Raw genomic sequence first — 17,384 nt, 5'->3', positions numbered from 1 at the left:
CCTCTTTCGTTTTTAGTCTCTATATCTCTTTAGCTTTTCCATCATCATTTGAGTCATTTTATTATTTTTTAGATTAAATTTCTTTTCTTCCAGTTGGACTACAGGCATAATTTCCATTAAGGAGTTAGTTAAAAACACTTCATCTGCCTTAAGTAAATCCTCCTTTTTAAAGCATCCTACATTAATCTTAATCCCTTCTTTAAGGGCAATTTCTAAAACTTTTTCCCTCATGATTCCCGCCAAAAGGCCACACTCTGTTTTGGGAGTGTACAGCTCATCTGATCTGATAAAAAAAAGGTTACTTATTGTTCCTTCACAAAGATCTCCGTGGATATTTTTAAATATTACCTCGTCAAAACCATTTTCTAAGCCCTGCTGTCTTACTATCAGATTTTCCATGTAATTATTAGATTTTATATAGGTTAACAATGAATAGGGATTCCTCTGTAGAGATGTAAAGCATATTTTAAAGCCTCTTTTATAGGTCTCTTCATTATAGTTATTTTCTCTTAAAGTAAGAATTAAATAATAATCATCTTTATTTTTTGCATAATTAATCTTAAGGGCTCCACACTGCATCTTATTCTTTTCAATTAGTCTATAGGCAAAGGTTTCAACTTCAGAATAATCATAGCTTAGGGGTAGCCTTAGTTCTTCACTGGCTTTTTTAATTCTTTGGTAATGCTCTTTTAAAAAGTATATCTTATTATTAGTAAATTTTAATGTTTCAAATGCTCCATACCCAAACATGAATCCTTCACTAGTAGGAGATATCTTACTTTCATCTTCTGCTATTATACGACCATTTATTGAAATGTACATTTTATTCACTCCAAATTAGCTTTTTAAAGCCAGCATTTGTGCCCTTGCCTTATGGAGGGTTTCTTCATACTCCATAGTAGCATCAGAATCCCATACAATTCCGCCTCCAACTTGGAAATAGGCCTTATCGTCTTTACATACAATTGTCCTAATAACAATATTTAAGTCTACATCGCCATTTAGTCCTATATAACCAATTGAACCTGTATAGATGTTTCTTTGGGTTGGCTCAAGCTCGTCGATAATTTCCATTGCACGAATTTTCGGTGCTCCCGTTATAGAGCCTCCTGGGAAAGTGGCCTTAATACAATCTATTACATGGTTTTCTTCCTTTATTTTCCCCTGAACCGTTGAAACCAGATGATATACTGTAGGGTATTCTTCTAAATGAAATAATTCTGTTACCTTTACAGTTCCTGTTTTAGAAATCTTTCCTAAATCATTCCGCTCTAAGTCTACGATCATTAATAATTCTGCTTGGTCCTTCTCACTTGTTAATAAATCATTTCTGTTAGCTTGGTCTTCTTCTAAGGTTTTTCCTCTTGGTCTTGTTCCTTTAATCGGTCTTGTTTCAATGATATCATCCTTAATTTGAATAAACCGTTCCGGTGAACTGCTGACGATATGTCCCTCTCCAAAGTCTATAAAGCTGGCAAAGGGAGCAGGATTGATACCACGAAGTTTACCATAGATTTCATAGGGAGTTTCTTCTATTTGACAATGGAAACGTTGAGTCAAGTTAGCCTGATAGATGTCTCCCGCTTTAATATAATCTTTTACCTTATTAACTGTCTTAATATATTCGTCTTTTTCAAAATTAGAGTGAAAAGCCACCTCTTTTTCTTTAGATTGTAAATTTATCACTACACCTACTTCTTCGGCTTCTTTAATTCTTGTATGTATTTCATCAACAATTACTGATGGGTCCCCTTTTATCCCTAATGAAGCTACATAGGTTTTATTTTTTCTATGATCTATTATAATTACACCATCATATAGTCCAAAAAAACAATCGGGTATATTAACATCATCAAGGGCTGTTCTTGGTAAATTTTCAATATGATGACACAAATCGTAGGATAGATACCCGACAAAACCTCCAACAAAGGGAAATTCACTTTTGTACTCCCTTTGATATTTATCAAAGACTTCCTTTAATTTTTCAAAGGGGTCACCTATATAGCAAATTGTTTTATTGTCTTCTATTATTTCAACCTTATTATCTTTACTTTTAAACACTAGATGGGGATCGAATCCGATAAATGAATACTTTCCTAACCGATCATGATTCATTCCACTATCTAAAAAAAAGCTATAGGAGGAACTCTTGAAGATAGTGTATAGTTGAAAGCTATCTAATAAAGTATTAATTTCTTTAATAACCATTTTGTCACCTACTTTTCTATTGTTTTGCCGCTACCAGAAAGTTATTTAAAAGTTCCATACCCATTTCTGTTAATATTGCTTCTGGATGAAACTGTACGCCTTCAATCATATATTCTTTATGCCTTATTCCCATAATCTCACCTTCATTTGTCTCTGCAGTAATCTCAAAACAATCGGGTAGGGTGTCTCTATCGATCACTAAAGAATGATACCTAGTTACCTTTAGTGGGTTATTTAGTCCCGTAAAAACCCCCTGATTAGTATGAAGGATTGGATGTACCTTCCCATGGACTGGTTCTAGGGCTTTAATGACTTTAGCCCCAAAAACTTGTCCGATGGTTTGGTGGCCTAAACAGATCCCCAAAATAGGGATTTTGCCTTTAAATTTTTCTACTACTTCAATACAAATTCCCGCTTCGTTAGGGGTACATGGTCCTGGTGAAAGGACAATTATTTCAGGCCTTAAAGCTTCTATTTCTTCAAGGCTAATGCAGTCATTTCGATAAACAACGACTTCTTCCTTTAATGAGGACAGGTATTGAATTAAGTTATAGGTAAACGAGTCATAATTATCAATCATTAATATCACTGATTCCACTCCTTTATTTAAGTACCTTCCGAAAACGCTACTTTAAAATGCTATAGAAATTCGTTTTTACAACTGAAAATTTAGTCTATCCATACATGGATAATGTCTACCCATACATGACTAATATTAATTAATGCATTAACCCATTAATATCTTCATATAGTACTTGTTTTCGCCTATTAGTATTTAATTTCTGCCTTATCTTGGTGGATAAAGCGATTACATTCATTAATTTGACTACATTCAATACAAGGTCTGGAAAGCTTATCCCCTTCATATAAAACCTTATCTAGAGCAGATATTAGATCCTTACCTCTTCGGTGTTTCTGAATAGCTTGTAAAATCATAGCAACTTCGTCTTCTTTAAATCCTGTTTCATAGAGAATCTCTTTGGCTAATTCAGCACTAACAATGGCATGATCTAACCCCTCCTGATACTGCTTCCATCGACCAATATCATGAAGAAGGGCTGCTGCATATACTACTTCCTTTTTAAGATTTAATTCCCTTTCAAGAGAAATAATATAGGCTACCCGTGCCACATCTAAAAAGTGTTGGAGGTTATGTCTACAAAACTGACGTTCCTTTTCTGCTTTAAGGTTTTTTTCTAGGTTTTCTAAATATTTTGGATGGCTTAGTATTTTGTTTACCCGCTCCAAACAGGATCCCTCCTACTTTAAAGAATTTTAGATAATTTATATTTTCTATATATTCGCTAAAAACTAGAGGAATCCCTTCTAGAGATTATCTTCAACAATTTTAACAAAATTAGAAGAAGCTGGAGAAAGGGAGACTCCCTTCAAAAAACAGAAACCGATACTTCTTTTAGGGATTTTTTCTTCTAGTGGCACCTCAAACAATTTTTCTGTTTCTAAATAATCCAGAGAAAATTCTCTAATGACACATGCAATTCCTAAATTGGCTTTTGCAAACTCTAACAGTAGGTCATGGGAACCCAATTCTATTTCTGGGGTGATTTTAATACCCTTGGTTAATATATACTTTTCCACATATCTTCTAGTGTTAGATTTCGCATCTAAGAAAATCAGTGGATATTTTACCAACTCTGCTAGGGCTATTGGCCCTATAAATTCCCTTTTATATCTTTCACCACTTACGAAGATATCTTGTACTTCTAAACATTTTCTAATTTCTATGGCAGAATCCTTTATAGGTAAATTACAAATCGCTATGTCGATTTCGCCAGATTTTAGCATGTTGCAAAGTTCAACGGTTGTTCGGTTTATAATTCTTAATTTAATATTTGGTGATAGGTTATTAAATTTTTCAAGATAAGGTAATAAAAAATATCTTGAAATCGTATCGCCTACCCCTATTTTTAATTCTCCTGACAACAATTGTTTAGACTCTATGAGCTTTTTTTCTCCTACATCAATTAAATTAATGGCCGTTCTAATGTATTCGTGTAACTGTTGTCCTTCATTAGTTAGGGCTACCCCCTTTGAAGTTCTAGTAAAAAGTCGCATATCCAATTCTTTTTCTAACTGTCTAATAGATTGACTTACAGCTGGTTGAGTCATAAAGAGACCTTTAGCCGCGCTAGAAAAACTCTGTTGCTTTGCCACCTCTACAAAGACTCTATAAAGATCTAATTTAGCTATCATATAAGCTCTCCTTATATCAAGTATTATATCTATTTATTTTACTTATATCATAAATTAATATATAGTACAAGTATAGGTAATATCAATATTTAAATGTATATTTAAGGAGTGATTAGAAATGGAAAGGATCGTAGGTACTGTTGTTAGAGGTCTACGGGCACCAATCATCAATCAAGGAGATGACATTGCAGAAATAGTTGTAAATAATGTCTTACAAGCATCAGAAAAAGAAGGATTTACTATTAATAATCAGGATATAGTGGCTATTACTGAGTCTATAGTAGCTAGAGCCCAAGGAAACTATGCAAGTATTGATGCTATTGCAAAGGATGTAGCCTCAAAGTTTGGTGATGAAACCATTGGTGTTATTTTTCCAATTCTAAGTCGAAATCGCTTTGCTATATGTCTTCGAGGTATTGCAAAAGGGGCTAAGAAAATCGTTTTAATGCTCAGCTATCCTGCTGATGAAGTAGGTAATCATTTAGTTGATTTAGATCTTTTAGATGAAAAGGGGATTAATCCTTGGACTGATGTCTTAACAGAAAAGCAGTTCCGTGACTATTTTGGATACAATAAACACACCTTTACAGGTGTTGATTATATTGAATACTATAAATCTTTAGTTGAAGAATATGGCATAGAATGTGAGATTATCTTCTCTAATAACGCTAAAACGATTCTAGACTATAGTAAAAATGTCCTTACATGTGATATTCATACCCGTTTTAGAACTAAAAGAATTTTAAAAACCAATGGTGGGGAAAGAATTTATAGTTTAGATGAAATTTTATCAAAGTCAATTGATGGAAGTGGATACAATGAGGCCTATGGTCTTCTTGGCTCTAATAAATCGACAGAGGATAGCGTAAAGCTTTTCCCAAACAATTGCCAGCCTATTGTTGATTCAATTCAAGCTAAACTTAAGGAAGTTACAGGAAAAACTGTAGAGGTAATGATTTACGGGGATGGTGCCTTTAAAGATCCTATAGGTAAAATTTGGGAACTTGCAGATCCAGTTGTTTCACCTGCCTATACAAGTGGCTTAGAAGGTACTCCTAACGAAGTAAAAATTAAGTACTTGGCAGATAATAATTTTGCTAATCTAAAGGGAGAAGAACTACAAAGTGCCATTAGGGAGCATATTAAAAATAAAGATTCTAATCTTGTTGGTGCTATGGAAGCCCAAGGAACAACCCCAAGGAAACTTACAGACCTGATCGGTTCTCTTTGTGATTTAACTTCTGGTAGTGGCGATAAAGGTACTCCCATCGTATTTATTCAAGGATATTTTGACAACTACTCTAAGTAACTAATAAAGCTCTTCCTTTTGGGGAAGAGTTTTTTTTAGTTTTTTAATTCTTTTCATTGTTAATGTTAATTTTTTCTTACCAATCCTACCCTAATTTACATATTTTTATGACAAACTAATAAACTATTGATATAATAAATTAAATATATTTGATAGAGGGGGAGCACGACATATGTTTAAAAACTTTCTTAAAAGTCAGCTAATAGAAGTAATTGAATGGACCGATTCATCCAGTGATACAATGGTTTATCAATTTCCAGTACAAAACAAAGAAATAAAGATGGGAGCACAATTAACCGTTAGGGAATCTCAGGCTGCAGTCTTCATTAACGAAGGTCAAATTGCCGATGTCTTTTCTCCTGGTCGTTATCAATTAGATACACAAAATTTACCTGTCTTAACTAAGCTAAAGTCATGGAAGTATGGCTTTAATTCACCCTTTAAGTCTGAGGTATATTTTGTTAACACAAAACAATTTACCCACCAAAAATGGGGTACTTCTAACCCTGTAATGATGAGGGACCAAGACTTTGGGATGCTTCGTTTTAGGGCCTTTGGTACATATTCCTTTAGAGTTATTGATCCTATTAAATTTTTACGTGAAATCTTTGGTACAAACAATATTTTTACTACCCATAATATTGCAGATCAATTAAAAAGAATGGTTACCTCCGGTGTGTCGGATATGATTGCTGAATCTCAAATACCAGCCCTTGATCTATCCATGTATTATGATCAATTTGGCGAACAATCTCAAACTAAACTTAAACCCAAATTTGAAGCCTATGGTTTTGATGTAACTTCTGTAGTTGTGGAAAATATTTCATTGCCACCAGAAGTTGAAGCACAATTAGATCAGAGAACTTCCATGGGTATTATTGGTGATATGGGTAAGTATACTCAATACAAAGCTGCTGAAGCCTTAGGAGATGCAGCTAGAAATGAAGGTTCTGGCGCTGTAGGAGCAGGTATGGGCTTAGGTGCTGGTGCTGCCTTTGGGGGAATGATTGCCAATGCAATGAATCAGTCTCAGCAGCAACCACAATATCAACAGCCTCAGCATTCTCAACCACCACAACCAACAGCTGCTGTAAATTGTCATAACTGTAATAGTCAACTTACTCCTGGTGCAAAATTTTGTGGTAATTGTGGTAACCCAACAACACCACCAACCCCTAAGTGCACAGCCTGTAATAAAGAGTTTAACCCAGGAATGAAATTCTGCCCAGAGTGTGGCAGCAAGTTAATGTAGGAGGACTTCTATGACAATTGATTCCTATGAAGCTGGAAATGATAAAACAGTCAGTAATACCGATACCTTTCCTTGTTCCTCTTGTGGAGGAGGAATGGTTTTTAATCCCGAAAAACAAGCTTTAGAATGTCATTACTGTGGCAGTATCATTTCGATTGAAGGCACCTCTGAAGATATTAAAGAACATGACTTTGCTTCGGGGGAAGCCCTCTGCTCTACCGACTGGGGCAGGGTTGTAAGGGTTATTCATTGTAATCATTGTGGTGCTGAAACGGTCTTAGAATCAAATAACACTGTTCAACACTGTGCTTTTTGTGACTCTTCCCACATCTCTAATATAGATGAACAACCAGGAATTCGTCCAGAATCTCTGGTGCCTTTTAAAGTGACTGCTAATCAAGCTAAAGAACAATTTTCTAAATGGCTAAAGAAAAAGTTTTTTGCGCCAAAGGATTTAAAAAGTCACCATCATATAGACCATTTATCGGGTGTGTATATTCCTTACTGGACCTATGATGCCCAAACAAACTCTGTCTATAGGGGTGAGAAGGGTACCTATTATTATGTAAATGAAACTGTATATGTGACAAAGAACGGTAAAAGAGTAGCCCAGAATAAACGAGTTCGAAAAACCCGATGGAGCTTTACTAGTGGTGTCTATAATGAATTTTTTGATGACGAATTAGTTCCTGCTTCTAAACAAGTAGATGCCCTAGTTGAAAAATTAGCTACCTTTAACCTAAAAGATCTAGTGAGTTATCGTCCAGAATATTTCTCTGGTTTTATTGCAGAGAAGTATAGTATTGGATTAAAAGAAGGTTGGACTAAGGCTAAAGAGGCAATTAAAAGTAAAATACGTAGTGGTGTTATTAGAAAAATTAATGGAGATACTGTAAGAAACCTTCATATAAGTACATCCTATGACCAGATCACCTATAAACACATTTTACTCCCCATTTGGATTTCAGCATACACTTATAAGGGCAAAACCTATCAATTCCTTATAAATGGGCAGACGGGTGAAGTGCAAGGAAAAGCCCCTTATGATAAACTAAAGGTTACTATCACGATTCTAAGTATTATTGCTGTTATCGCTGTAATACTAAGAGTAGTTTCTCAGCTACAATAATCTAATACTTAAGAAGGGGGTGTTTAAACCCTCTTCCTTTTATTCAACTTTTTATCTGTCATCCAATATATCTGAAGGTAACACTTTTAAAGCTTCTTCTAGTAATTGTGCACCTCCATAGCCCTTTGGCCAAGGGGGTGTTATAAGTTGTCTCCATTTTCTACTGCCCCTCTGATTGGCAAAGAGTCCTAAAACATTTCTTAATAGGTTTGTGCTAGTTCCTAAATCTGTCTCTATCTTTTGGACATAATTTATTAAGGCTTCAATAATTTCTCTTCTAGATCTTTTTAGCGGTGATGACTCCTTATATAATCCATCTATTTCTCTTAACATAAAGGGATCTTCATAAGCTATCCTTCCTAACATGACTCCATCTACATGTCTTAAATGCTCGTTAATAGCATCTATTGATTTTACCCCTCCATTAATTTCGACAATTAGTTGAGGTAACTTTTCCTTTAGTCTATAGACTTCATGATATCTTAATGGTGGAATTTCTCTATTTTCTTTGGGACTTAAACCTTCTAATATAGCAATTCGAGCGTGAACTATAAAATGTTTTACACCTGCTTGAGAGACGATTTTAACGAATCTTTCCATGTCTTCATACTCATTAAAAACAACCTGTTGGAGTGTACTTGACAACACATTGGTTCCATCTATTCCAATACGATGTTTTATTGTTATCGGTTTTTTTGATTCTTTTTTCATGGCTTCAACCATTTCTGCAACTAATTCAGGATAGGCCATTAAAGCTGCCCCCATCTGATTTCCAGATACACGATCAGAAGGACAACCAACATTTAGGTTTATTTCATCATAATCCCACTCTTCAGCTATTTTTACGGCTTCTGCAACTTCCCTTTTATTGCATCCTGCAATCTGTAAAACTACTGGTTTTTCAAAGGGATCAAAATCCAAATGCCTCTTTTTATCTCCATAAATAATTGTCTTGCTATTAATCATTTCTGTATATAATACTGCTTTACTGGTTATGAGTCTACAAAAATATCTAAAATGCCGATCTGTGATATCCACCATTGGAGCAATACTAATTCTTGTTTTAGCTGACATCTTTTTTCCTCATTTCCTTCTTCTAAATATTCTGGGTAAAAACAAATTAGCCAGTTATTTTCTATTTTAATCAAATAATTAAGCAATTAACCAATAGCCTTTGAATAAATATTATAAAGAAATTTGTTAAAGGTTAGGTGATATAATGAAGCAGTTTATCCTTAAGATTTTTACTTTAATATTACTTGTTACTACTATTTTGGGTCTCTTTAATATGAGAAAAATAACTGAAAAAACCTACGTAACACTAGATGTAGACTACCTTACTATTTTAAAACAAGATCTTTTTTCCCTTATGATGGCTTATCCCCATGACATTGTTGATATTGAAATAGAAAATAAACATACTGTTTACTTAATCTTAAAGTCAGGAGAAAAGCTTCTATATGACGATCTAAAGAATAAAACAGAAACAGAGAAGCTACAAAATCCAGACCTACAGGATATGATGTCAGAACTATATCTACTGGGCCCTGTTAATGGCCTTATGCCAGAAAACTATAACCCTGGAAGAATAAGAGTATATCCTTTGTTGAAAGAAGTCTATGGAGCTAATCAGGTCGAGATTGAAAAAAACCTAACTGGCATCCGTGTTAATTCTTCCTATCATCGGTTTAATAGCAATAATTCTGCATCCTTGCATCTTAATCAAGCCCTAGACGAATTAACCCACCTTCTTAAAGATGCTCCACATCTTTGGTCCTATCTACACCCTATAGGTGGTACCTATAATTTTAGGTATATCTCTAACACTAATAGATTAAGCCCCCATTCCTTTGGCATATCAATAGACTTAGCTATTCATAAAGATGATTATTGGCAATGGACCTCACGAAAAGCTGGTGAAAAACGGTTAATGAGTTATCCCCAAGAAATAGTTGATGTCATGGAGAAGCATTATTTTATATGGGGAGGCAAATGGGGGTTATTTGATACCCTACATTTTGAATATCGACCGGAAATCATAATTAAAGGCAAGTACTTCAACAGCCAACCCCAAACCCTCTGGTATGAAAAGCTTCCTGTTAAAGAAGAAAAAGTAACAAACATAATATTATTAATTGAAGAAAGGTTAAAGGGCTTCATTGTGCTTTTTTCCTTCCATCTTTAATCTTAATCGTCATGTACAAAATTAAAGGTATTGGTACAAACAATGGTATAGAAACAAAAAAGTAAGGTACTACCGTTCTTAAAATAATATCAAACCTTGGTATCAAAAACGGCATTGTAACACCGATAAGAATTGCTAATGGCCATGCAAAATCTTTTGGCTCTCCAACACGAAAATAATCAGAAATACTCTCACAAATAATATAAAAAGTCAGCACAAACTTAAAAAAAGTTGTAGCATAAAAAACTGCTAAAAAAAATGGATCTAGTCTTTCAATAATATCCCCTACCTCAATAACCCTTATCGTACTAAAAGGGGGAAATACAAGGGTTTTTAAAGTCTCTTCTTCAAAGGCAGCTACAGAAGCCAATGATCTTATGGTAAGTAATAATGTGGCCATAACAATGCCGATAAATGTATATTTTAAAAATTTTTTTTCATTTCCTTCTTTAGCCCTTGTATGTTTATAGTAAAATGCAACAGGAAGGATCTGGGCATAGGGAAAGTTCATATTTGGTATTGAACCTGCTAGCACTGGCCTGATTCCATCTGCCATTACGGGTTGTAGGTTCTGAAAGTTTAATTTGGGTACGACTAAAATAAATAAAATAAAATAGAGGATAGCCAGCAGTGGAGTTAGTGACTCCAATAATCTAACTACAACTTCTAATCCTAATTTTATCCCATAAACAATCGGTACAATAAAAAAAATAGTAAAAATATAACCCGGAGTCTCGGGGAAGGTTATCTTACCAAAATAATAAACATCAGAAACAATTAGACAACATAGAAAAAAAAAGAAAAAATTATAGTAGAGGTTAATAAACCCACCTATAACCCTTCCCCAATATTTATTCAAGGTTTCTGTCATAGAGCATTCTGGACACAAAGACAACGGAAGATAATGACAATAAATTACTACATAGCCAACTATTGAAGCAATTAAGTTCGATATCCATATATCTCTCCCTGCTTCAATCATGCCAGGTAAATAAATAATTGAAGCTCCACCTAACTGAGCAACTGTAATCCATATAAGTTGATTAAAAGAAATCAATTCTTTTTTCTCTTCCCTTATTCCCTCCATATAAGACAACCTTCCTTTTCATTCTATTTGCACCATATATCCGTAATATTTTATCCAATTGTTGGACAAAATATAAATATTGTAATGGAATAACATAATGTAGGAGAATAAATCATGCTAAGGTATTTTAATAATTTCATCAAGAAGATCAAAAATCTAACAATAAAAAATTATTCTACTAATGAAGATCCACTCTTTATTCCAGAAGAAAATTACACTTCCAGTGTGTTGTCTAATAAGTTGGATAGTAATGTCACATTAATTAAGACCTATCTTGGGCATAGTGTCGACCTAAAAGTAAGGTCATTTCTAATACCAACAGTTCCTAGTATCGGAGCTAGTGTGGTTTTTTTAGATACGATGGTAGAGGATCAACTGTTGGAATCCTCTGTAATTGCTCCATTAACAACCGGCTTAAGTCTACATAGCGAAGATGAACGAGCTTCATTATCTATCCATATAGATTCTTTAATAGAAAAAGCATTATCTAATAGTCTGGTCAATAGCTATGAAAATGTCACTGACGTAATCGATCAAATTTTATTAGGGCAAGGGATATTGCTTATAGACAATTATTCAAAAGGAATCTCTATCAAAATTAACAGAGGCCCCCTAAGGGATTTTGCTGAACCAAAAACTGAAAAGGTTATTAAGGGACCACAACAGGGCTTTGTGGAAGATATTGATGTTAATGTCTCCATGATAAGAAAGAAAATTAAATCTTCAAACCTTGTTGTTAACCAATGCAAAATAGGTAAAGAATCTAGATCTGAGTTAAGAGTAATATACTTAAACAATATTGCAGATTCTTCTATCGTTGAAGAGTTATTTCAAAGACTTGATCGAATTAATATAGATGGTCTTATTAATTCGTCTTCTATTGAAGAGTGTCTTACAGATTCACCATCGAATCTTTTTCAAACAACTTTTTGCACCGAAAGGCCCGATCGGACTGCTTCATTGCTTTTAGAAGGAAGAATTGCACTACTTTTTGATGGTTCACCCATTGTTATTATCGTTCCTTCTATTATTTCAGATTTTTTTATCAGCACAGAAGATTATTATCAAAATCCATATTTTGCAACCTTTAGTCGTTTCATTGGATATATAGGTGCCTTTATGCTTACCTTTTTTCCCTCAATATATATAGCTATTACAACTTTTCATCAAGAAGTTTTACCTACTAGACTAGCTTTAACTATTGCCGGAGCTAGATCTGGGGTTCCTTTTCCTGCATTTTTAGAAGCATTATTAATGGAAATTGCTTTTGAATCTTTACGACAAGCAGGAACTAGGCTTCCTACCCATGTTGGTCAAGCCGTGAGTATCGTTGGTGCATTAATTATTGGACAAGCTGCCGTTGAGGCCGGTTTAGTTTCTTCTGCTGTCGTTATTGTAGTTGCCATTACCGCTATTTTTTCATTCACAATACCTTATACAAATTTTTCTTTGAGTCTAAGGTTAACAAGGTTTTTTATGATGGCATTAGCTGCTACTCTTGGGATCTATGGCATTATGACTGGTGCTTTTATGTTAGCCCTTAATCTTATTTCTTTAAGATCTTTTGGTGTCCCTTTTATGGTACCTTTTGCCCCCTTAAGCCTTCAAGATCTGAAGGATTGGTTTGTCAGATTTCCTCAATGGTCTATCACTAAGAGGTCTAGCCATATTGTAAAAGGGAATAATAGTAGGAAATCTCGTAACATGAAACCAAACCCGCCTAATTAGAAAAAGGAGTGTATTTATTTGAAACAACTCAAATTATTATCCCTATTATTAGTAATAACACTACTTTCTACTGCCTGTTGGAGTCGCAGAGAAATTGAAAACTTAGGCTTTGTAATGGGCATAGGCATCTCTAAAACAGAAGAAGGATTATATTCAGTTGTAGCACAAGTTGCTAACCCTAGTGCAGTTGTTGCAGAATCCCCAGAACAAAGGGCAGTCTATAGTATACTACGATCAGAAGGTCTTACCTTTTTTGATGCAATACGAAATTTATCTATGGTGGCTGCCCGTAGGCTTTATATTGCCCATGTAAATGTACTAATTGTTGATGATTCTATAGCAAAAGAAGGATTGTCAGATATTGTAGGATTTCTTGTTCAAGATATGGAGGCTCGATTAGAACTTGATGTTTTTATAAGCGAAATACCCCCAGAAGTTATTTTAGATACCCCCAACACCCTAGGTGTTATCCCTGCAATTGTTCTAACTACAATAGCAGATAACTATGGTGCCAATTCTAAAATATATGTAGCAGATCTTCATGAGACTGTTGAGGCTGTCAATAATCCCGTTATTAACTATGTAACCACCTTAGTTGAAAAGATCCCTCCCCCTTCCGATAAAGAACCTCCTCAGATAAGATTTAACAAATTAGCTATTTTCGATAATGATAAATTAAAAGCATATCTAGATTATGAAGAAGGACAAGCATTTAATCTAATTACAAACAGGTTTAAGAATGGTCTGATCGCCTTTGAATATGCTACTAATGATGATGAGATTATTATAGAAGTTTTAGAAAGCTCTAGTAAAATTACACCTGGCTTTAGTAATGGAAAGGTTACCTTTGATATTGAAATAACGATTGAAGGTAATATTGCAGAAAGACAATCAAAGCTTGATTTTCCCCATCAATTAGATGTTGGTGTTGTACAGGAACAACTAAATAAAGTTATTGAAGATAAGCTTTATAAAGCTATAGCTAATGCTCAACAAGTTTATGTAGTCGACTATTTTAATCTTAGTAAAAATTTTTATCGGAAATTTCCAAAAGAATTTAAAGAACTACAAGATAATTGGAATCAACACTTTTCGAAGGCAGATATTAGTGTAAAAGCTGAAAGTTCTATAACCCATTCTGCCCTTAATTTAAACAGGGGGAGAATATAATGAAATATATCTTAATCTTTTTAATCGGCTTTGTACTATTAATCGATTTTATAAGACTAAAAAAAAACAACCTAAAGCTTATAGGGATTTATTTAATCATCGTTACCCTAATCTTATTGGTTGTTATTTCTGATAAATATATCTTTGATATTAGTCCTTTAGAGACTGCCTTAGACAAATTACAACCCATTAATGATTGGGTAGAAACAAAATTTGACTAAGCTGTTGGATTCCACCCGTCATCTCCTGCAAGAATATTTGATATGGAGTATTCTTGCAGGACTTCTCTTTTTATGGATTTTGCCCATGAAACCCTTTGATCCATTTGTCCCCCAGGCCCTTGGCTATTATATTCGCCGTAATCAACTAGTTTTTCTGCATGAACCTTATCCCAATTGTGAAAGCCTTCTGGTTTGATATGATCTCCCATCCAACAATTAATAAAAATTGTTTTAGCAAAGTCCCTCCATGGCCTACCTAGATACACTGTATTGGGAGCTCCATCACTTGTAAGTTTACAGTCAATAAATACATACCCAAATCGATTGTTCTCAGGTGTCGATGCTGAAGTAATATACCCATTCACTTCCATATTTCTATTATTGGAAAAAATCTCGCATTTATTGAAGACTGCTGTTGCCGAGCCAAATATAAAATCTATATCTCCTTTTATATAACAGCCCTCATAATATTGTCTAGTATTTTTCCTAGCTTTCCCCTCTTTAGGCCCACCAAAGGTATTACCCTCTATTGGCTTTGGTGGTAATGGTCCAGTAAATAATGTATCTTGGCAACCTAGGAATTTACAATTGCGAAACGTTGTCCGATCTCCGTCAACATAAGCGGCTACAGCTTGACCCACCCGACTGCCATCACCAGCAGAATTTTCAAAGGTAATGTTTTCAGCTATAAAATCTTTTCCATCAATGAATACGCTATAAGAGTTAAAGGTTCTCATTTTTTCTCCATTAGGTAATAATTTATTAGCAGAGTCATCATAGGTTAGTATTGTCCGTTCTGGGTCCACACCTATTAAAGTTATATAGGGTTTAGTAATATGAACTTTCTCTTTATAAACTCCCTCTTTTATATGAATGATCACTCTCTCAGTATTCCCCTCTGGTATACTATCTATTGCTTCTTGAAGAGTAGAAAAGTTACATTGTCCATCTTTACATACAATCATGATCCTCTTCCTCCGCCAAAGATTCTGTTTTGTCCTGCTCTGGTTTTTCCTGTTCTAGTTTATCCTGTTCTAGTTTATCTTGTTCTGGTTTGTCCTGCTCTTCTTCAATCGTAAAGCTACCAATCACTTTCTGCGTATCTAAAGCAATTTGATTCAGCACTTGTGCAGTAGAAGCTACTTCTTCCACAGAAGCATTCATTTCCTCTGATGAAGCTGCAATATCTTCAGCAATATTAGAGTTACCTTGTGAAATTGAAGCAATTTCTTCTACTTTAATTATAATATCTTCCTTAGTTTTATTTAAAGTATTAATAGATTCATTTATGCCCTCAATTTTTGGTATCATTTCTCCAACATTCTCCAAAATTATTCTAAAGGATTTTATTGCGTTTTCTACTACTTGTTCTTGAATCGTTATATTCTCTACTCCTGTTTCGATTGTCATCATAATCTGATCTCTACTAGAAGTAATATTTGTTAGTAACTGGTTAATATTCTCTGATGACCTTTTCGATTGGTCTGCTAATTTCCTGATCTCATCTGCAACTACTGCAAAACCCTTACCCGCTTCTCCAGCCCTAGCAGCTTCTATCGCAGCGTTTAAAGCTAGTAAATTGGTTTGTTCTGCAATGGCATTAATCAATTCAGTTATGTTTCTAATCTCAAGTATTTTATGATTTAACAGACTTACATTTTCATTAACTTCTTTAAATGAACCGCTAATATGACTTGTCGATATCGTTAATTTTTGCACCTTATCATTTCCTTCAGAAATCATAGCATCAGTTTCTTTTGTGTTTATATAAATATCATCAATGGATAACACTACCCTTTCTAACTCTGCTCCAAAATGACTTACATTATCTTTTATCCTCATTAGTTCCTCTGTCTGTCCAGCAGAACCTTCAGCAACTTGCTGTATAGAGTTAGCTAAGTCTTGGGTTACAACGGTCATCTGCTGGCATACTGAAGATAAAAGAAATGAATTTTCGGTAGTATTACTAGCGTTTTCTTTAGATTGTCTTATGATGTTAGAAATTTCTTTTAGGGTCTTTGCTAGAGATTTCTTCATTAATCCAAATTCATTTTTAGAACTTGTTTCTATTGTCGTAGTAAAATCACCTAATGATACCCTATCATAAATATGTAAAACTTCTTTAATTGACTTTCGAATAATTATTATGATGATACTAGAAAGAATGAATAAGGCTAGCACCGCTATAGTAAAAAATAACACTAGATTGTTTCGAATTACAATATACAGATTCGCACTTTCGTTATATAGGTTCTCTGCTCTTTCCTTATTATGATTAATTATTTCATTTAAGTTCCTTACTATAGCCTGACTTGTGGCTTCTAAGGCATATTTATTACTTAATTCTACTTTTTCCTCATGAAGCATCTGTTCTTTAATCGTTTCCCATGTTTCCATAAATTCATTATAATTCCTCATTGCAAGACCTAATAATATTGCTTCTCTAGATCCAGACCCTATCTCGTTGGAATATTCATCGACAGCTCTTCTAAAGACTTGATCCTGCGAAGCTATTCCAGTAATACTTTCCGTGTAGTCCTCATCCATATGTCTTAAGACATCTACCCTTATATTCATAAAAAGTGTATTAAGTTCATTAACTTTTTGAGTAGGTAAAACTGCTTCATTATAAATTTCATCTACATTATGATTGATACTACCAATTCCTTGATAACCTGTCGTTGCCACAATAAAAATAAAAATAAGACTAAATATTACTAATGAAATAATACTATGACTAAGCCTTATATTACCTAATACTCTTCCCATTATTATTCCTCCCTACTAGCACTGAAAACGTTTGCTATTATTAGCAAATATCGTTTTGAATATTTAGAAAATACTTTCCAGATTTGATAATTGTTTTGTTTCATTATACGAA

The 17,384-nt window shown here is 34.1% G+C and carries 16 protein-coding genes; 7 read left to right on the top strand and 9 right to left on the bottom strand.

All coding sequences use genetic code 11. The features are described 5' to 3' along the window. Nucleotides 1-12 precede the first annotated feature (12 nt). The 5 genes from T335_RS0106705 to T335_RS0106685 form a co-directional block, all read right to left on the bottom strand. A complete protein-coding gene (locus T335_RS0106705; protein ID WP_026476859.1) occupies nucleotides 13-822 on the bottom strand; it encodes an aminotransferase class IV in 810 nt (269 codons plus the stop codon). Between the two features lie 15 nt (nucleotides 823-837). Further along, nucleotides 838-2,208 (bottom strand): aminodeoxychorismate synthase component I, encoded by a 1,371-nt coding sequence (pabB, locus tag T335_RS0106700; protein ID WP_026476858.1) that lies wholly within the window; start codon nucleotides 2,206-2,208, stop codon nucleotides 838-840. Nucleotides 2,209-2,224: 16 nt separating this feature from the next. Beyond that, nucleotides 2,225-2,797, bottom strand: coding sequence for an anthranilate synthase component II (locus T335_RS0106695; RefSeq protein WP_026476857.1), 573 nt, complete (start codon nucleotides 2,795-2,797; stop codon nucleotides 2,225-2,227). A 179-nt stretch (nucleotides 2,798-2,976) separates the two neighbouring features. Then, a complete protein-coding gene (locus tag T335_RS0106690) occupies nucleotides 2,977-3,456 on the bottom strand; it encodes an HD domain-containing protein (protein ID WP_026476856.1) in 480 nt (159 codons plus the stop codon). A gap of 78 nt (nucleotides 3,457-3,534) precedes the next feature. After that, complete coding sequence (locus tag T335_RS0106685; RefSeq protein ID WP_026476855.1) at nucleotides 3,535-4,422, bottom strand: LysR family transcriptional regulator; 888 nt, start codon at nucleotides 4,420-4,422, stop codon at nucleotides 3,535-3,537. A 118-nt stretch (nucleotides 4,423-4,540) separates the two neighbouring features. Here T335_RS0106685 and T335_RS0106680 point away from each other — a divergent pair, with 118 nt between their 5' ends. From T335_RS0106680 to T335_RS20080, 3 genes are all read left to right on the top strand, one after another. Further along, nucleotides 4,541-5,731: a coenzyme F420-0:L-glutamate ligase gene (locus tag T335_RS0106680; RefSeq protein ID WP_026476854.1), complete on the top strand. Its 1,191-nt coding sequence runs from the start codon at nucleotides 4,541-4,543 to the stop codon at nucleotides 5,729-5,731. Between the two features lie 172 nt (nucleotides 5,732-5,903). After that, nucleotides 5,904-6,983, top strand: coding sequence for an SPFH domain-containing protein (locus tag T335_RS0106675; RefSeq protein WP_026476853.1), 1,080 nt, complete (start codon nucleotides 5,904-5,906; stop codon nucleotides 6,981-6,983). Between the two features lie 10 nt (nucleotides 6,984-6,993). Further along, entirely contained in the window at nucleotides 6,994-8,112 is a 1,119-nt protein-coding gene (locus tag T335_RS20080; protein ID WP_034327917.1) for a hypothetical protein, read from the top strand. A gap of 51 nt (nucleotides 8,113-8,163) precedes the next feature. Here the strand turns inward: T335_RS20080 and dusA are convergent, their stop codons facing one another. Continuing rightward, the gene (gene dusA, locus T335_RS0106665) at nucleotides 8,164-9,186 is read right to left on the bottom strand and encodes a tRNA dihydrouridine(20/20a) synthase DusA (protein ID WP_026476852.1); all 1,023 of its coding nucleotides are present in this window, start codon (nucleotides 9,184-9,186) and stop codon (nucleotides 8,164-8,166) included. Nucleotides 9,187-9,400: 214 nt separating this feature from the next. Here dusA and T335_RS0106660 point away from each other — a divergent pair, with 214 nt between their 5' ends. After that, entirely contained in the window at nucleotides 9,401-10,297 is an 897-nt protein-coding gene (locus T335_RS0106660; RefSeq protein ID WP_169735931.1) for a M15 family metallopeptidase, read from the top strand. Here T335_RS0106660 and T335_RS0106655 read toward each other — a convergent pair. After that, nucleotides 10,269-11,384, bottom strand: coding sequence for a GerAB/ArcD/ProY family transporter (locus T335_RS0106655; RefSeq protein WP_026476850.1), 1,116 nt, complete (start codon nucleotides 11,382-11,384; stop codon nucleotides 10,269-10,271). The genes T335_RS0106660 and T335_RS0106655 overlap by 29 nt on opposite strands. 114 nt (nucleotides 11,385-11,498) lie before the next feature. On the opposite strand from T335_RS0106655, the gene T335_RS0106650 reads away from it, so the two are divergent. Genes T335_RS0106650 through T335_RS0106640 form a run of 3 tightly spaced genes read left to right on the top strand, consistent with a single transcriptional unit; the run spans nucleotide 11,499 to nucleotide 14,503 of the window. Then, nucleotides 11,499-13,112 carry a spore germination protein gene (locus T335_RS0106650; protein WP_051569177.1) on the top strand — a complete coding sequence of 538 codons (1,614 nt, stop codon included), beginning with the start codon at nucleotides 11,499-11,501 and terminating at the stop codon, nucleotides 13,110-13,112. A gap of 18 nt (nucleotides 13,113-13,130) precedes the next feature. Then, nucleotides 13,131-14,282 (top strand): Ger(x)C family spore germination protein, encoded by a 1,152-nt coding sequence (locus tag T335_RS0106645; protein WP_026476848.1) that lies wholly within the window; start codon nucleotides 13,131-13,133, stop codon nucleotides 14,280-14,282. Then, the gene (locus T335_RS0106640; protein ID WP_026476847.1) at nucleotides 14,282-14,503 is read left to right on the top strand and encodes a hypothetical protein; all 222 of its coding nucleotides are present in this window, start codon (nucleotides 14,282-14,284) and stop codon (nucleotides 14,501-14,503) included. Before T335_RS0106645 ends, T335_RS0106640 begins: the two co-directional genes overlap by 1 nt. On the opposite strand, the gene T335_RS0106635 is transcribed toward T335_RS0106640, so the two are convergent. Further along, nucleotides 14,500-15,468 carry a pectinesterase family protein gene (locus T335_RS0106635; RefSeq protein WP_026476846.1) on the bottom strand — a complete coding sequence of 323 codons (969 nt, stop codon included), beginning with the start codon at nucleotides 15,466-15,468 and terminating at the stop codon, nucleotides 14,500-14,502. The two genes, T335_RS0106640 and T335_RS0106635, sit on opposite strands and share 4 nt — an antisense overlap. Continuing rightward, nucleotides 15,455-17,272 carry a methyl-accepting chemotaxis protein gene (locus T335_RS0106630; RefSeq protein WP_026476845.1) on the bottom strand — a complete coding sequence of 606 codons (1,818 nt, stop codon included), beginning with the start codon at nucleotides 17,270-17,272 and terminating at the stop codon, nucleotides 15,455-15,457. The genes T335_RS0106635 and T335_RS0106630 overlap by 14 nt, the downstream gene beginning before the upstream one ends. Between the last annotated feature and the right edge of the window lie 112 nt (nucleotides 17,273-17,384).

The organism is Alkaliphilus transvaalensis ATCC 700919 (assembly GCF_000621485.1).
Classification (GTDB): Bacteria; Bacillota; Clostridia; order Peptostreptococcales; family Natronincolaceae; genus Alkaliphilus; species Alkaliphilus transvaalensis.
The sequence above is the reverse complement of the archived record's forward strand: the minus strand, read 5'-3'. Positions and strand labels throughout refer to the sequence as shown.

Coding starts and splice junctions, on each gene's coding strand:
- pabB (WP_026476858.1), bottom strand. CDS start 2,208: ATGGTTATTAAAGAAATTAATACTTTATTAGATAGCTTTCAACTATAC.
- T335_RS0106685 (WP_026476855.1), bottom strand. CDS start 4,422: ATGATAGCTAAATTAGATCTTTATAGAGTCTTTGTAGAGGTGGCAAAG.
- dusA (WP_026476852.1), bottom strand. CDS start 9,186: ATGTCAGCTAAAACAAGAATTAGTATTGCTCCAATGGTGGATATCACA.
- T335_RS0106680 (WP_026476854.1), top strand. CDS start 4,541: ATGGAAAGGATCGTAGGTACTGTTGTTAGAGGTCTACGGGCACCAATC.
- T335_RS0106655 (WP_026476850.1), bottom strand. CDS start 11,384: ATGGAGGGAATAAGGGAAGAGAAAAAAGAATTGATTTCTTTTAATCAA.
- T335_RS0106705 (WP_026476859.1), bottom strand. CDS start 822: ATGTACATTTCAATAAATGGTCGTATAATAGCAGAAGATGAAAGTAAG.
- T335_RS0106660 (WP_169735931.1), top strand. CDS start 9,401: ATGAGAAAAATAACTGAAAAAACCTACGTAACACTAGATGTAGACTAC.
- T335_RS0106640 (WP_026476847.1), top strand. CDS start 14,282: ATGAAATATATCTTAATCTTTTTAATCGGCTTTGTACTATTAATCGAT.
- T335_RS20080 (WP_034327917.1), top strand. CDS start 6,994: ATGACAATTGATTCCTATGAAGCTGGAAATGATAAAACAGTCAGTAAT.
- T335_RS0106650 (WP_051569177.1), top strand. CDS start 11,499: ATGCTAAGGTATTTTAATAATTTCATCAAGAAGATCAAAAATCTAACA.
- T335_RS0106630 (WP_026476845.1), bottom strand. CDS start 17,272: ATGGGAAGAGTATTAGGTAATATAAGGCTTAGTCATAGTATTATTTCA.
- T335_RS0106635 (WP_026476846.1), bottom strand. CDS start 15,468: ATGATTGTATGTAAAGATGGACAATGTAACTTTTCTACTCTTCAAGAA.
- T335_RS0106675 (WP_026476853.1), top strand. CDS start 5,904: ATGTTTAAAAACTTTCTTAAAAGTCAGCTAATAGAAGTAATTGAATGG.